The organism is Primorskyibacter flagellatus, assembly GCF_014638275.1.
GTDB lineage: Bacteria > Pseudomonadota > Alphaproteobacteria > Rhodobacterales > Rhodobacteraceae > Pseudooceanicola > Pseudooceanicola flagellatus_A.
The window spans coordinates 93,565-107,015 of sequence record NZ_BMFJ01000002.1 but is presented as its reverse complement, the minus strand read 5'-3'; the positions used below and the strand labels follow the sequence as shown (position 1 = coordinate 107,015).

General features: G+C 68.8%; 15 protein-coding genes. 5 read left to right on the top strand and 10 right to left on the bottom strand.

Annotation, left to right across the window (positions count from 1 at the left end):
- Window positions 1–13: 13 nt before the first annotated feature.
- The 4 genes from IEV87_RS14745 to rpsD all read left to right on the top strand — a co-directional run bounded on the left by IEV87_RS14745 (window position 14) and on the right by rpsD (window position 4,576).
- Window positions 14–577, top strand: a complete 564-nt coding sequence (locus IEV87_RS14745; protein WP_188478556.1) for a carboxymuconolactone decarboxylase family protein — start codon at window positions 14–16, stop codon at window positions 575–577.
- A gap of 693 nt (window positions 578–1,270) precedes the next feature.
- Window positions 1,271–2,191, top strand: a complete 921-nt coding sequence (locus tag IEV87_RS14740; RefSeq protein ID WP_188478555.1) for a lipid A-modifier LpxR family protein — start codon at window positions 1,271–1,273, stop codon at window positions 2,189–2,191.
- A 462-nt stretch (window positions 2,192–2,653) separates the two neighbouring features.
- Window positions 2,654–3,691, top strand: coding sequence for a Hint domain-containing protein (locus tag IEV87_RS14735; RefSeq protein WP_188478554.1), 1,038 nt, complete (start codon window positions 2,654–2,656; stop codon window positions 3,689–3,691).
- Window positions 3,692–3,955: 264 nt separating this feature from the next.
- Complete coding sequence (gene rpsD / locus IEV87_RS14730; RefSeq protein ID WP_188478553.1) at window positions 3,956–4,576, top strand: 30S ribosomal protein S4; 621 nt, start codon at window positions 3,956–3,958, stop codon at window positions 4,574–4,576.
- A gap of 76 nt (window positions 4,577–4,652) precedes the next feature.
- On the opposite strand, the gene IEV87_RS14725 is transcribed toward rpsD, so the two are convergent.
- From IEV87_RS14725 to IEV87_RS14705, 5 genes are all read right to left on the bottom strand, one after another.
- Complete coding sequence (locus IEV87_RS14725) at window positions 4,653–4,955, bottom strand: hypothetical protein (RefSeq protein ID WP_188478552.1); 303 nt, start codon at window positions 4,953–4,955, stop codon at window positions 4,653–4,655.
- Entirely contained in the window at window positions 4,952–5,347 is a 396-nt protein-coding gene (locus tag IEV87_RS14720) for a helix-turn-helix domain-containing protein (protein WP_188478551.1), read from the bottom strand. Before IEV87_RS14720 ends, IEV87_RS14725 begins: the two co-directional genes overlap by 4 nt.
- Window positions 5,348–5,402: 55 nt before the next feature.
- Window positions 5,403–5,915: a hypothetical protein gene (locus tag IEV87_RS14715; protein WP_188478550.1), complete on the bottom strand. Its 513-nt coding sequence runs from the start codon at window positions 5,913–5,915 to the stop codon at window positions 5,403–5,405.
- Window positions 5,916–5,981: 66 nt separating this feature from the next.
- Window positions 5,982–7,436, bottom strand: a complete 1,455-nt coding sequence (locus tag IEV87_RS14710) for a UdgX family uracil-DNA binding protein (RefSeq protein ID WP_188478549.1) — start codon at window positions 7,434–7,436, stop codon at window positions 5,982–5,984.
- A 36-nt stretch (window positions 7,437–7,472) separates the two neighbouring features.
- Window positions 7,473–8,702: a putative DNA modification/repair radical SAM protein gene (locus IEV87_RS14705; RefSeq protein ID WP_188478548.1), complete on the bottom strand. Its 1,230-nt coding sequence runs from the start codon at window positions 8,700–8,702 to the stop codon at window positions 7,473–7,475.
- Between the two features lie 195 nt (window positions 8,703–8,897).
- Here IEV87_RS14705 and IEV87_RS14700 point away from each other — a divergent pair, with 195 nt between their 5' ends.
- Window positions 8,898–10,316 carry a homospermidine synthase gene (locus IEV87_RS14700; protein ID WP_188478547.1) on the top strand — a complete coding sequence of 473 codons (1,419 nt, stop codon included), beginning with the start codon at window positions 8,898–8,900 and terminating at the stop codon, window positions 10,314–10,316.
- 4 nt (window positions 10,317–10,320) lie between these two features.
- Here IEV87_RS14700 and IEV87_RS14695 read toward each other — a convergent pair whose 3' ends face one another.
- The 5 genes from IEV87_RS14695 to IEV87_RS14675 form a co-directional block, all read right to left on the bottom strand.
- Entirely contained in the window at window positions 10,321–10,911 is a 591-nt protein-coding gene (locus tag IEV87_RS14695) for a TetR/AcrR family transcriptional regulator (protein WP_188478546.1), read from the bottom strand.
- A complete protein-coding gene (locus IEV87_RS14690) occupies window positions 10,908–11,798 on the bottom strand; it encodes an SDR family NAD(P)-dependent oxidoreductase (RefSeq protein WP_188478545.1) in 891 nt (296 codons plus the stop codon). The genes IEV87_RS14695 and IEV87_RS14690 overlap by 4 nt, the downstream gene beginning before the upstream one ends.
- 98 nt (window positions 11,799–11,896) lie before the next feature.
- On the bottom strand, window positions 11,897–12,643 hold the full coding sequence (locus tag IEV87_RS14685; protein ID WP_229737646.1) for an AraC family transcriptional regulator: 747 nt from the start codon (window positions 12,641–12,643) through the stop codon (window positions 11,897–11,899).
- Window positions 12,640–13,029 carry an MAPEG family protein gene (locus tag IEV87_RS14680; RefSeq protein ID WP_188478544.1) on the bottom strand — a complete coding sequence of 130 codons (390 nt, stop codon included), beginning with the start codon at window positions 13,027–13,029 and terminating at the stop codon, window positions 12,640–12,642. The genes IEV87_RS14685 and IEV87_RS14680 overlap by 4 nt, the downstream gene beginning before the upstream one ends.
- 39 nt (window positions 13,030–13,068) lie before the next feature.
- A complete protein-coding gene (locus IEV87_RS14675) occupies window positions 13,069–13,368 on the bottom strand; it encodes a putative quinol monooxygenase (protein ID WP_188478543.1) in 300 nt (99 codons plus the stop codon).
- Window positions 13,369–13,451 lie beyond the last annotated feature (83 nt).

Genomic DNA, 13,451 nt, shown 5'->3' with positions numbered 1-13,451 from the left:
GAGGGAGGAGACCATGACAGACTGGCCCGCACAGCGGCTGATGCCGCCTGATCCGGCAGAGTATTCCGAGGCACAGCAGAAGGCCCACAACGCCTTTCTCAACAGCCCGCGCAAGGCGGTCCGGGGGCCTCTGGCGCTCTGGATCCACCGGCCGGAACTGGCAAGCGCGGTGCAGGACCTCGGCACCTACATCCGCTTCGGCACCTCGCTTCGCCCCAAGCTGACGGAGCTTGCGATCCTGACCACGGCGAAGGTCTGGAAATCGGAATTCGAATGGTACGCCCACAAGCCGATGGCCGAGGCCGCCGGACTTTCGGGCGCGGTGATCGAGGCCGTGCGCACCGGCACCCCGCCGCCCTACGAAGAGGAGGACGAGCGCGCCGTGCATGAATTCGTGCTGGAGGCGCAGACCGCACGGGCGGTGTCGGACGCGCTCTATGACCGGACGATCAAGGTGCTCGGCAAGGACCGGCTGGTCGATCTGGTCGGGGTGACGGGGTATTACAGCTTTGTGTCCCTGACCCTGAACACCTTCCACATCCTCCCGCCGGAGGAGGCGGACCGGCAGTTAGGCTGACCGCCGGAACGGACGGACTGTCCCGGCCGGAAACGCCGTGGCGGTCTCCGGTTGCCGTCGTGCGTGGAGCGCTGTTCGGGTCGGGGCTCCCGGGCTCGTCCTTCTCCACCCGCCACCCTCGGGCTCGACCCGAGGATCGCCCGCCGTGTCACACCGTCCGGGGAGACCCTCGGGGCAAACCCGAGGGTGACGGCGTTATTTGGTGAGTGCGGCGACCTGCCAGGGGGACACCCTGCAGACGGTCGCTTAAACGCGCTCCCTTTCCCGCGACAAACCCGCCTCCCTGGTCTCCGCGTCATCCTCGGGCCTGACCCGAGGATCTTCTGCCGCGTCGCTCCGTCGTGGATGGCCCTTGGGCCAAGCCCGAAGGTGGCGGCGTTCTTTTCGGGGGCGGATTAGCCAGACAGGCTCCCTGTAGATACCTGCGCAAGCGCGCTCCCTAATCCCCCCGGCACCCGCTCCGCCGCCCGCGACCCGTCATCCTCGGGCTCTACCCGAGGGTCGCCCGACACCTGACACCGCGTTCCCACACCCTCCGGACCGGGCCATCCTGCTCCGGCGCCCTCACTCCCCGCGTCCCGTCCGCCGGCGCGCCCTATTTGCGACACTCCCCGCCGCGTGTCGCCCGGCCTCTTGGCGCGGAAGCCGCGGCGGCGTTATTCAGGATCAAACGCCCTATCCCCGGACCCGCCCATGCGCCTTATCGCCCTTCTCCTGATGCTGGTCTTGCCCGCCGCCACCCTCGCGGAGGACCGCGGCCCCGGCGGGCCCTACCGCTATCTCGGGCACGGGCGGCTGGTGGTGAACGACGTCTTCGGGGATCGCTACGACCGCTGGCGGACCGGGTCGGTCGTGGGCAGCTATGTCTTCGGCCCCGACTGGACCGGCCAGTTGCCCGTCACGGCGGGGGAGCTGCTGGAATTCCGCATCATGGCAGAGGTGATCGCGCCGATCCGGCTCGACCTGCCCTATGCGGGGGACCGGCCCTATGTCGGGGCCTGGTCGCTTGGCCTGCACACGCATTTCGAACGGGCGGGCTGGCAGATGGCGCTCGGCGCGGATGCGGTCATCACCGGGCCGCAGACCGGGCTGTCGGACATCCAGGCCTTCCTGCACGACATCACCTTCTTCGACCACGAGGCCTCGCCGCAGGTGCTGGCGGGGCAGGTCGGCAACGGCATCCATGCCTCCGGCGTGATCGAGGCGGCGCGCGAATACGCACTTGGCCCCGCCGTGCTGCGCCCCTTCGCCGAAATCCGGACGGGGGTGGAGAACATGGCGCGGCTCGGCTTCGACCTGTCGACCGGACCGGCGGGGCGGGGGGAGCTGCTGGTGCGCGATCCGGTGACCGGGCATCGCTACCGCGTGCTCGACGGGGCCGGCAACGGGTGGAGCTTTGTCGTCGGCGCGGATGTGGCGAAGGTCTGGGACAGCCTCTACCTGCCCGCCACGACCAACCGGCTCACCGATTTTCGGACGCGGGCGCGGGCCGGGGTGCACTGGCAGGGCGACCGGTTCCGCGGCTTCTACGGCCTTACCTGGCTGGGACCGGAGTTCCAGGGCCAGCGCGAGGGGCAGTTCGTCGGCGCCCTGCGGATCGACTTCCGGTTCTGAGCAGGGGGCGTGGCGGGGCCGGGAGGCGCCGGTACCGCGACCTCCCCCGCCCGCAGGCGGCCCGTCTTTCTGCACCCCGTCACCCTGCACCCCGCCATCCTTCGGCCCGTCATCCTGCGGCCCGTCACCCTGCGGTCTGTCATCCTGCGGCCCGTCATCCTCGGACTTGATCCGAGGATCTTCCGCCGCCGGGAGAAATCCCCGGATCAAATCCGCGGATGACGCCGCGAGGCCGAGGCCGCGCCTGCGGGTCTGACGACGGGGCGAGGCCAAGGGCGACGTGCCGGCTCCGGGGGCGACCTCCCCAGTTCATCCTCCCCGGATCACCGGGGCGCCGGCACCAATCCCCCGCGATCCCGGACCCTTTCCGCAGGGCCGCATCTCTGCTATCCTTCCCGGCAACAATCAACCGGCCACAAGAGCCGGACAACACGGGCACCGAGCGGGAAGGCAATCACAGGCATGGCAACGGGCTTTCTGGGCACGTTCGTACTCTCATGGTCGCAGACGGAACTGGACGGGCTTTCGGGCGCGGGGCCGGAGTCGATCCGCAACGGTTCCACCTGGGCCTGGCACGGCGAGGCGGTGCAGGTCGACGGGCCAAGCGGCGTGCTCAGGCTCGACCGGGCGGAGGCGGAGCGCGACCTGCACCGCCGCGCCGCGCGCAAGGTCCGGCGGCTGATCGGAACCGGGCACGGCACCCCCGCGCCGGAACCGGAGGAGGATGCCGAAACCGATGGCAGCTTTGTCCTGACCGACGGGCGGCAGCGCTTCCTCGCGACGCTTATCGCGCTGGACGGTGCGGCGCCGCTGGTGATGTTCCTCGACGATCTGCCGCCGCAGGGTCGGGACCTCTGGATCGTGCGTCACCGGGCGGCGCGGGCGCGTCCCGACACCGGGGCGGGCATGATCTGCTTCACGCCGGGCACCCGCATCGCCACCGCCTACGGCCCCGTCGCGGTCGAGGACCTGGCCGAGGGCGACCACATTCTGACCCGCGACAACGGTCCGCAGCCGGTGCTCTGGGCCGGGGCGCGCCATGTCAGCGGCGCAAGGCTGTTCGCGGAGCCGGACCTGCGCCCGGTACGCATCCGGGCCGGTGCCTTCGGGACGGACTGCCCGGACGGGGAGCTCCTGGTCTCTCCGGGCCACCGCCTGCTGGTGACGGGGGCGGCGGCGCTGGCGCTGTTCAACACGCCCGAGGTGCTGGTGCGGGCGCGCGACCTGACCGACGGGCGCGCGGTGGTGCAGGACATGACCCTGCGCGAGGTGACCTATCACCACCTGCTCCTGCCCGCGCATCAGGTGATCTGGGCCAACCGGGTCGAATGCGAAAGCTTCCATCCCGCCAACGCCGCGCTCTCCGCCCTGACGGAGGGGGACCGCGCCCGCCTGCTCTCCGGCCTGCCGGGGCTGGAGACGGATCCCTTCTCCTACGGCCAGTTCGTCCGCCGCAACCTGACGCGGCCCGAAGCCGCGATCCTGCGCCACGCCGCCTGAGCCGGGATTTGCGCGGCGGGCAAACCGGGTGGTTGACTCCGTCCCGGCGGGGCGTATAAGCGCGGCTTCATTGGTGTTGGTGGCCCCCGCAAGGGGATGCCTGTCGGGGGTTCGCCCCAGAGGACAACGCCCTTTCCATCCGAGGCTGATCCGGCCCGGACCCGCGCACCGGGGATCAAAGGCGTCGCAGAGGCGTCCGAGACCCGAAAAGTGGGCACCGGTTTTCGGAAAAGTCGCGGAGCCAGAATTGAAAGGAGATCAGCCGTGACCAAACGCACGTCTGCCAAGTACAAGATCGACCGCCGCATGGGCGAAAACATCTGGGGCCGCCCGAAGTCCCCGGTCAACCGCCGCGAATACGGCCCCGGCCAGCACGGCCAGCGCCGCAAGGGCAAGATGTCCGACTTCGGCCTGCAGCTTCGCGCCAAGCAGAAGCTCAAGGGCTACTACGGCGACCTGACCGAAAAGCAGTTCAAGCGCATCTACGGCGACGCCGCCCGCTTCAAGGGTGACACCGGCGAAAACCTGATCGGCCTGCTCGAGCGCCGCCTCGACGCCGTCGTCTACCGCGCCAAGTTCGTCGCGACCGTCTTCGCGGCCCGCCAGTTCGTGAACCACGGCCATGTCCTGGTGAACGGCAAGCGCGTCAACATCCCCTCCTACCGCGTGAAGGAAGGCGATGTGGTCGAGGTCCGCGAGAAGTCCAAGCAGCTCGCCGTCCTGCTCGAAGCCGTCCAGCTGGCCGAGCGTGACGTTCCGGATTACCTGGAAGTCGACCACTCCAAGATGACCGCGACCTTCGTGCGCACGCCGGGCCTGTCGGACGTGCCGTACCCGGTCATCATGGAACCGAACCTGGTTATCGAATACTACGCACAGAACTGATCCTTCCGGATCGGTTGCATGCAGGGGCCGCGCCGCAGGGTGCGGCCCCTTTGCGTTGGTCGGCCGTCAGGTCGGATCAGCAGAACAGGGGCAGGGCGCGGGCCAGAAGGTTCAGCGCGATGCCCGCGACGGCGCTCAGAACCGCCCAGGTCGGCACAAGCGATCCGAACTCGATCAGGTCGTGGGCGTGGTTTCGCAGATGCGCGATCCGGGCCTCCGCGATCCGCCGGGGCTGGCCGGTCATCCGGTCCAGCCCGGCCTCCAGGCGAAGCGCGCGCCTGTCGTTCCAGCGCGCCCACAGGACACGTCCCGCACCGCGGAGCGAGGGCAGGGCGACCAGCGCCGCCGACAGCAGCAGCACGCCCTCGGTCGTGGTCATTGCCGGGTGAAGCTCAGGTGCAGGTCAAGGCCCATGGATTCCGCCAGCGCCACCAGCGTCCACAGGTCCGGCCCGCTCGCCCGGCGGCCGTTCGCGATGTTGGACAGAACCGACACGTCGAAGCCCGACTCCTTGGCCACCGCGCGCATGGATTTCCCCGACTCCGCCAGCATCTCAAGCAGGATGCGCGATCCGAGCTGCGACGCGATCTCCTTCCCGGCCATCGACAGCACGGCCTTGCGGGCGTCCTGGCTCAGGTCATCGACCGCGTGGCGCTTCAGGTCCGCCGGTTCCTGCTGCTCCGGCGATGTCCAGTTCCTGCGCCGGTCCTTCCGGGGGCTGGCACCGGCCTTCGGTCCGGCTTCGCGCGGGCTTGCTTCGGGGGCACTCATGTTCCACCTCGGTGTTGGTCTCTGCAACAACACCTAGAGCGGCGGAGGGCGGAAGTCAAGGCACGCGGCGGGCGATGGCCTGGGCAATGGCATAGGCGCGGTCGAACTCCACAGGACTCCGGGCCGCGGCTTCGGTCTGCATCGCCATGCCCGCGGTGACATGGGTGTCGAGAAAGACCAGCACCGGCTTTTCCTTCGGTTCGTCATATCCCGCCAGCACCGACCATCCGACGCGCGGAAAGGTGAACTGCGCGAGGTAGCCGGCGGGCGACAGGCGATGAAACCGGCTGGCCGGGGGCATCCTGACAACCCGGTCGACGCTCATCAGCAGGGCGGACAGGCTGGCGGGGCGATACAGTTGCCTGGTGGAAACGGGCTCCTCCAGCAGGTCCGCGCGCAGATGGGAGGTTCCGGGTCTGTAATACAGGTCGGATTGCGCGCGCAGTGCAATTCGCTCCATCGCCATGCGCGGAATTGCGGCGCGTTCCTTCTCCAATTTCGATCGGCCGGGGCGGTCGGCCAGCTCATCGCTGAATTCCTTGGAGAAAACCAGATAGACCCGTTTCATTCCCGACTCGTCCCAATTCACAACTCCGGCCAGCGTATCGGCAAATGCCGTCGCCGTTCAATCGGATCAGTGGCGCGGCGACGGCGGCGGCTGGATGGCCGCCGCGTGCAGCCGGGCGACGGCCGAGAGGTCCGCGCGAAGGGTCGCCTCTCCCGCCTCCCGCTCCGCCGCGTCCCGCAACCGCAGGATCCAGGCCGGGTGCACCGTGATGAAGACCGGCCCGTAGGGCGTGTCCTCCACCTGGCCGCGCCGCTTCAGAAGCCCTTCGCGCGTGCCGGTCAGGGCCTGCGCCGCCGTGGCCCCCATGGCCAGGATCAGGCGGGGCGTCACCAGCCGGATCTCCGTCTCCAGCCACCATCTGCCATGTTCGATCTCCGTCCGGTTGGGCGGCATGTGCAGCCGCCGCTTGCCCTTCATCCGGTACCTGAACTGCTTGACCGCATTGGTCACGTAGGCGTCGCGCCGGTCCAGCCCTGCGCCTTCCGCGACCCGGTCGAACAGCTGGCCGGCGGGGCCGACGAAGGGGCGGCCCTGCCGGTCCTCCTCGTCACCGGGCTGTTCGCCGACGATCATCAGTGGGGCATCCTCCGGGCCCTCGCCCAGAACGATGCGACCATACCCGTCGCGCAGGGTCCGGCTCTCGTCCTCCGCCCGCGCGCGCAGGGCGGCAAAGCTTAGGTCTTCCAGCGTGTCCGGGCCATGCAGCCGGTCCAGCACCCGCGCCGCATGGGCGGGGGCAAGCGCGGGGGCGGCGGCGGCCATCTCGCGCACGCGGGCCTCCGCCCCGGCTATGAGGGCGGGGATATGCTTCGCCTCGGGCATGTTCTTCCAGTATTTGCGCGGCATCTCGGACGTCATCGCCTGCACCTTCACGCGCGCGGGGTTGAAGATGTTGCAGAAGTAGGTCTCCCACAGCCCCTCTGCGGCATCCTCGGGCAGGTCCGGTTTCGGCTGGCCGGGGGCGAAGGTGATGCGGCCGCCCTCGTGCCTGGCGGTCAGGTCCGGCGTGGCGATGACCCAGTCCATGTCGGCAAAGCGGCGGGCAAAGAAGGGCGCGGTCGGCTCCAGCGTGAAATGGGTGGGTTCGAACCACGCGGCAAAGCGGCGGCGGCCCGTTCCGCCTGGCGCGATGTCGCGAAACCGGACGAAGGCCTTCATCTTGTGGGCGCAGCGGCGCACGTTCTTTTCCATGCCCCGCAGGCGGGTCAGGTCCGGGTCGGCGGTGTCGCGCATCAGGGCGGGGCGGTCGCGCAGCCGCCACAGGAAGGCGTAGAGCCGGGCGAAGCGCTCCGGGTCGGCATGCCAGCAGACCGTGCGGGCAAGGTCAACGAAGGCCCTGGGCACGGTGATGTCGGCGCCGCTCACGGGGGCCATGTCGGGGGCGGCGAAAAGGTCGGACTGCGGCGCCTCTCCGCGGGTCCAGAGCAGGTCCGCCGGCGGCGTCCCGGCGGCAACATGCGCGCGCGCGGCCTCCCGCCAGGCGGTGTCGGTTCCGGTCAGGGGCAGGCGGACGGTCTTCATGGCGGGTCTTGGTTGAGTATTTCGGGCAAGATGAAGTCAGAAGAGCGAAAGCTGTTCCGGCGGCGGGGCGAAGCGGGCGCGGAGGGCGAGGCTGTCGGTCAGCGCACCCGGCGACCAGTGGCGCAGGGTGACGAAGGGGGCGGCGGATTTCAGATTCGCGCCGATCCGCTTCAGGTCGTCCCAGGCAAGCGTCCGGTGTCGGCGCGCGGTGAGGATGCGCTGCACGGTCTTCGTGCCGAAACCGGGAACGCGCAGCAGCAGCGGTTTCTCCGCCGTCTGCACCTGCACCGGAAACAGGTGCCGGTTGGCCAGCGCCCAGGCGAGCTTCGGATCGAGGTCGAGATCGAGGTTGCCGTCAGGCCGGGCAGAGGTGATCTCTGCCGCGTCGAACCCGTAGAACCGCATCAGCCAGTCGGCCTGATACAGCCGGTGCTCGCGGATCAGCGGCGGCTTGATCAACGGAAGCAGGGCAGAGCTTTCGGGGATCGGCGAGAAGGCGGAATAGTAGACGCGGCGCAGGCGGTAATCCCCGTAGAGCTGCGTCGACTGGCCAAGGATCGTCGCGTCGGTCGATCCGTCCGCGCCGACGATGACCTGGGTGGACTGGCCGGCGGGGGCGAATTTCGGCGGGCGCTTTCCGGTGGCGGTGCGGTCCTTCGCGGCGGTGCGCGCCGTCTTCACGCGCGCCATGGCGGACCGGATGGTTTCGGGCGACTTTTCCGGCGCGTAGGTCTTCACCGCCTGTTCGGTCGGCAGCTCCACGTTGATCGACAGCCGGTCGGCGTAGAGCCCGGCGGCGTCGATCAGTTCGGGCGCGGCATCGGGAATGGTCTTGAGGTGGATGTACCCCTTGAACCCGTGTTCCTCCCGCAGCGACCGGGCGATCTGCACCATCGCCTCCATCGTCGCGTCCGGAGACCGGATGATGCCAGAAGACAGGAACAGCCCCTCGATATAGTTGCGACGGTAGAATTCCAGCGTCAGCGTCACGACCTCCTCGGGCGTGAACCGGGCGCGCGGGGTGTTCGATGACACGCGGTTCACGCAATAGGCGCAGTCGTAGATGCAGAAGTTGGTCATCAGGATCTTGAGCAGCGATATGCAGCGCCCGTCCGGCGCGTAGGCATGGCAGATGCCGGACCCCTCGGTGGAGCCGAGCCCGCCGGAACGGGAATCGCGGCGCGACGTGCCGGAGGAGGCACAGGAGGCGTCGTAGCGGGCGGCGTCGGACAGGATCGCCAGTTTTTCGGACAGGGACAGAGGCATGTGTTCATGATATGTTCGCGCCCTTGCCGGGACAAGCGGGGGCGGTTGACCTGGATGACTTCCGCGCGATTTTGCCGCGCGGGCGGGGAAATGCGGGGTTTCGTCGGCTTCTCCCTTGTCTGGCGGGGGCTGGCGTTGCAGGAACGGTCGGATATCTTACGCGCGCCCCCGGCCCGGAACGACAGGAGACCCGCCATGACCCACCCCGTTTATGCGAAGATCGACGGCCCCGTTGTGCTGATCGGCTACGGCTCCATCGGGCGGGGGACCCTGCCGCTGATCGAGCGTCATTTCGATTTCGACCGGTCCAGGCTGGTGATCGTCGAACCGAACCCGGATCTCGCCGGTGACATCGCCGCGACCGGCTATCGCCACGAACCGCGGGCGGTGACGCAGGACAATTACCGCGATCTGCTCGGGTCGCTGATCGAACCGGGCAAGGGCTTCGTGGTCAACCTGTCGGTGGATACCTCATCGCTCGATCTCATCCGCTTCTGCCGCGAAATGGGCGTGCTCTACATCGACACGGTGGTGGAGCCCTGGGCAGGCTACTACTTCGGGACTGAGGACAACGCCGCCCGCACCAACTATGCCCTGCGGCAGGCGGTGCGGGACGAGAAGGCCGCCAATCCGGGCGGAACCACGGCGGTCTCCTGCTGCGGCGCGAACCCCGGCATGGTCTCGTGGTTCGTGAAGGAGGCGCTTCTGGTTCTGGCGCGCGACATCGGCGTCGCGGCGGATCCGCAGTCGCGGCAGGACTGGGCGGCACTGATGCAGCGGCTTGGCGTGAAGGGCGTGCATATCGCCGAACGCGACACCCAGGTCCGGCTTGCGCCACGCGAACCCGGGCAATTCGTCAACACATGGTCGGTTGAGGGCTTCATCGCCGAAGGCTTCCAGCCCGCCGAACTGGGCTGGGGCACGGCAGAGGACTGGATGCCGGCCAATGCACATGGCTACGACACCGGCTGCCGCGCGGCGATCTGGATGGAACAGCCCGGCGCGAACACCCGCGTGCGGACCTGGTGCCCGACAGAGGGGCCGCAGTTCGGCTTCTTGGTCACGCATAACGAGGCGATCTCCATCGCGGACTACTACACCGTCGGCGATCCTGGCGCGCCGGAGTTCCGCCCGACCTGCCACTACGCCTATCACCCCTGCGCCGCCGCCGTGTTGTCCCTGCACGAGATGTTCGGATCGAACCAGATCCAGCAGGCGCATCACATCCTTGACGTGGACGAGATCGAAAGCGGCATCGATGAACTTGGCGTGCTGCTCTACGGGCATGAGAAGAACGCGCTCTGGTACGGGTCGCGCCTGTCGAACGAGGAGACGAAGACGCTCGCGCCCTACCAGAACGCCACCGGCCTTCAGGTCACCTCCGCCGTACTGGCGGGGATGGTCTGGGCGCTGGAAAACCCCGAGGCCGGGATTGTCGAGACGGACGAGATGGACCACCGCCGGTGTCTCGAGGTGCAGCGCCCCTACCTCGGCCCGGTCGAGGGGCACTATACCAGCTGGACCCCGCTGACCGACCGCCAGACCCAGTTCCCCGAGGATCTGGACGAAGCGAACCCCTGGGCCTTCCGGAACGTGCTGGAACGTCTGACCTGAACGATCAGGGGCGGGGCCGCCGCGTCAGCCCTTCCAGCAGGAAGAAGAGATGCAGGTCCAGCTGCCTGCGATAGGCCTGCGGGTCGCGGCTCAGTTTCTTCTGGCCATGGGCGGCGGCGATGACAAGGTCGGCGGCGGACTCAGGCAACCCCGCGGCGTTCAGGACCATGCGCACGTCGCGCTGGATGGTCAGGTCGTAACGGCGCAGCTGCTCCGCGATATGGGCCTGCTTGCTTTCCATCAGTTCCGCGGCATGGGGGCTGGCGGCCAGCAGGCGGCCCGGCTCTCCGATCACCGCGTCGAGATAGGCGGTCAGGCGGCGCGCCGGGGGGCCTTCGCCGTGCAGGGCGGTCCGCCCGGTCACGAGGAAACGGTCCATCAGGTGCCGGGCCAGTGCATCGAACAGGTCTTCCTTGGACTGGAAGTGCAGGTAGATGGTGCCCTTGGCCAGCTTGGCCTCGTCCGCGATGTCGCCGACATTGGTGCGGCGGAACCCGTAGGTCAGGAACTGGGTGGCGGCAGCGTCGAGGATCGCGCTGCGCTTGTCGGGCTTGCTGCCGATTCCGGTGTCGGTGTCTCTGATCGCGTCGCTCATGGGTCGGTCCATCCTGTCAGACGGGCCGAGTCCTCCCACATTTTGCGGGTCGCGTCATCATCGCGTGCCAGCACCGACGGGTCCGGAAAGGTCAGCCGTCCACCCTCCAGCAGGGCATAGACCCGGCCTTCGGGCGGGGTGGCATCGCCAAGCGCAAGCCGTGCCAGCGTCTCACCGGCCAGCTCCGGGCTGTGTGTGCCCGGCAGAAGACGAAGAAGCGGACCGCAGCGCCGCCAGATCACGCCCGTCAGCCCGCCGCGCCCGCTTACCAGCCCGGTGCCGGGAACGGGACCGGGGGCATAGGCGATCACCCGCAGGCCCCGGCCTTCGGGGCGGTCAGCCAGGGCACGGGCGGTCATCAGGTTGGCCAGCTTGGCGGCAGCATAGGCCCGGCCGGTCGCCTTGCCGACCGAGGCATCGCGCTCCGGGTCGGTGTCGGGGTGTGCCAGCCGCATCGCGTCGGCATGGCGGGGCGGGGGGATCGGCGTGCCCTCCGCCGGGTCATGGGTGCCTGAGGTCGTCAGGATCACCACGGCACCGGGCGCGAGGCGGGGCAGCAGCAGGCGGAGCAGCAGGTAATGGGCCAGGTGGTTCACAGCGAAATTGGCCTCGTACCCGTCGACGGTCGGATCCATCCGCAGGTTGCCCCCGGCGTTCAGCAGCAGCCGTGCGATTGGCTGTCCCGCCGCGCGGGTGCCGATCTCCTCTGCCGCGCGACGGACAGCGGAGAGATCGGCAAGGTCCAGCATCACCATCTCCGCCCCCTCCGGTCCGGGCGCGCCCCGCGTGGTCGCGACAAGGCGGTCGCCGGCGGCGATCAGGGCATGCGCGGTGTGGCGGCCGAAACCGGAGGTCGCGCCGGTCATCACGGTGAGGGGTCGGGTCATGGAGGTCTCCTGTCCGGGTGTGCCCAGAAATGACCAAATGACCAGATTCGTCAATCTGGTCATTTTTTGGCCGCGGACACCTGCGATCCGCCGCCGGTCTAGCGGAGGCTGTCGCGGTATTCGGAGGGAGTCATCCCGGTCAGATCCCGGAAGGCCGCGTTGAAGGCCGAGAGGGACGTGTAGCCGCAGGTCAGCGCAATCTCCGTCACGCTCCCGGGTCCCGCGGCCAGCAGGTCGACCGCCCGCATCACCCGCATCCGGCGCAGGTTGGCCCGCCATGTCATGCCGGTTTCCGCAAGAATGTGACGGGCGAGCGTGCGTCCGGTGACGGAGAGGTCGCGGGCGAGGGCGGCGAAGGTGGGGTCTTCGGCCAGCGTCGCCTCCGTCCGGTCCAGCGCGCGGCGCACCAGCGGACTGTGGCCCGTGGGGCGATGCAAGGGGGCGGGGCCATGGGAAAGACGCCAGACCGTGCTGCGAAGTGTCTGGAACAGAAGGGTTTCGTGCGGGTCCGCGGGTCCGCCGGTGCACTGCCTCAGCTCCTCCAGCAGGGCGCGGGCGAGGGGTGGCATCGCAAAGACCGACAGGGCGGACGCGGGCGGCCTGCCGTCCGGCGTGAAGAGGACCGAGAGCGCCACGACGGGGCGCGGCAGGCGAAAGGTGATGGTCCGTCCGGCGGCGATCAGGGCGGCGCGGGCGGGCGGCAGGCTCCACCGCCGACCGTCGTCGTCCAGATGCAGCAGACCCTCGCGGGCGTAGAGCAGGTAGTGGTGGTCCGAGCAGAATTCGATCGGACCACCGGCAGGGAAATTCCCATGAATAACATGGTCCTGACCTGCGTCGGTCACGGCAGGACCGCAGCCCAGCCAATCAGCAGGATGCCAAGGATCGACACGATCCAGACCAGCGAACGGACCTTCGGCGTGCCCTTCGCGTAGAGCGGCAGGTAGACGGCGCGGGCGATGAGGTAAATCCATCCGCCCGTCACCGCGCGCCAGTCTGGCTGGCCCGCGATCATGCAGGCCAGCAGGAGCGCGGCGAAAAACGGGAAGGTTTCCAGGAAGTTGGCCTGCGCGCGTTGCAGCCGTCCGACAATCGGCGGCAGGTCGGTCGCGGTTTCGTCCCGCGGTCCCGCGTTCCAGTCGGCACCCCGTATGCGGGTTTCGACCATGATCGCGGCCGAGATGTGGACAAAGCCCAGAAGGCAGGCGAGCGCGAGGAGGGTGACAAGCATGGCGGCGATCCTTTTTCAGCGATACCGGGAGTTTAGTACCTATCCGGCGACTGTCACGTCCTCCTCCGCCGTCATCCTGAGACTGGTCGGGGCACCGTTCATCAGGCCGCGCATGGCGGGCGCGAGGCCGGCGAAGAGGTCGGAGGCCATGTAGGCCGCGAACGCCGCCTTGTCGGTCCAGCGGTGCAGGATGACCATGCGCGCGGGATCCTCGACATCGCGCAGGGCGCGGTAGTTGATATTGCCGGGCATGGCGCGGGCCTGCGCGCAGTCACGGGTCAGCAGGGCTTCGGCGGCGGCGGGGTCGGTGACGCCGAAATCAACGAGGGCGATGTACATGGGGATCTCCTGTCCGGTGGTGTGGACGGGTATAAGATACAGTCAGGTCGTCCGTCCTGCGCCGGTGTGACAAAGTTGCGCGC

What these genes read in the sequence shown, in the direction of transcription:
- IEV87_RS14725 (WP_188478552.1), bottom strand. Translation starts at nt 4,955, where the DNA reads ATGACCACGACCGAGGGCGTGCTGCTGCTGTCGGCGGCGCTGGTCGCC.
- IEV87_RS14715 (WP_188478550.1), bottom strand. Translation starts at nt 5,915, where the DNA reads ATGAAACGGGTCTATCTGGTTTTCTCCAAGGAATTCAGCGATGAGCTG.
- IEV87_RS14740 (WP_188478555.1), top strand. Translation starts at nt 1,271, where the DNA reads ATGCGCCTTATCGCCCTTCTCCTGATGCTGGTCTTGCCCGCCGCCACC.
- IEV87_RS14695 (WP_188478546.1), bottom strand. Translation starts at nt 10,911, where the DNA reads ATGAGCGACGCGATCAGAGACACCGACACCGGAATCGGCAGCAAGCCC.
- IEV87_RS14745 (WP_188478556.1), top strand. Translation starts at nt 14, where the DNA reads ATGACAGACTGGCCCGCACAGCGGCTGATGCCGCCTGATCCGGCAGAG.
- IEV87_RS14675 (WP_188478543.1), bottom strand. Translation starts at nt 13,368, where the DNA reads ATGTACATCGCCCTCGTTGATTTCGGCGTCACCGACCCCGCCGCCGCC.
- IEV87_RS14720 (WP_188478551.1), bottom strand. Translation starts at nt 5,347, where the DNA reads ATGAGTGCCCCCGAAGCAAGCCCGCGCGAAGCCGGACCGAAGGCCGGT.
- IEV87_RS14710 (WP_188478549.1), bottom strand. Translation starts at nt 7,436, where the DNA reads ATGAAGACCGTCCGCCTGCCCCTGACCGGAACCGACACCGCCTGGCGG.
- IEV87_RS14735 (WP_188478554.1), top strand. Translation starts at nt 2,654, where the DNA reads ATGGCAACGGGCTTTCTGGGCACGTTCGTACTCTCATGGTCGCAGACG.
- IEV87_RS14705 (WP_188478548.1), bottom strand. Translation starts at nt 8,702, where the DNA reads ATGCCTCTGTCCCTGTCCGAAAAACTGGCGATCCTGTCCGACGCCGCC.
- IEV87_RS14700 (WP_188478547.1), top strand. Translation starts at nt 8,898, where the DNA reads ATGACCCACCCCGTTTATGCGAAGATCGACGGCCCCGTTGTGCTGATC.
- IEV87_RS14680 (WP_188478544.1), bottom strand. Translation starts at nt 13,029, where the DNA reads ATGCTTGTCACCCTCCTCGCGCTCGCCTGCCTTCTGGGCTTTGTCCAC.
- IEV87_RS14690 (WP_188478545.1), bottom strand. Translation starts at nt 11,798, where the DNA reads ATGACCCGACCCCTCACCGTGATGACCGGCGCGACCTCCGGTTTCGGC.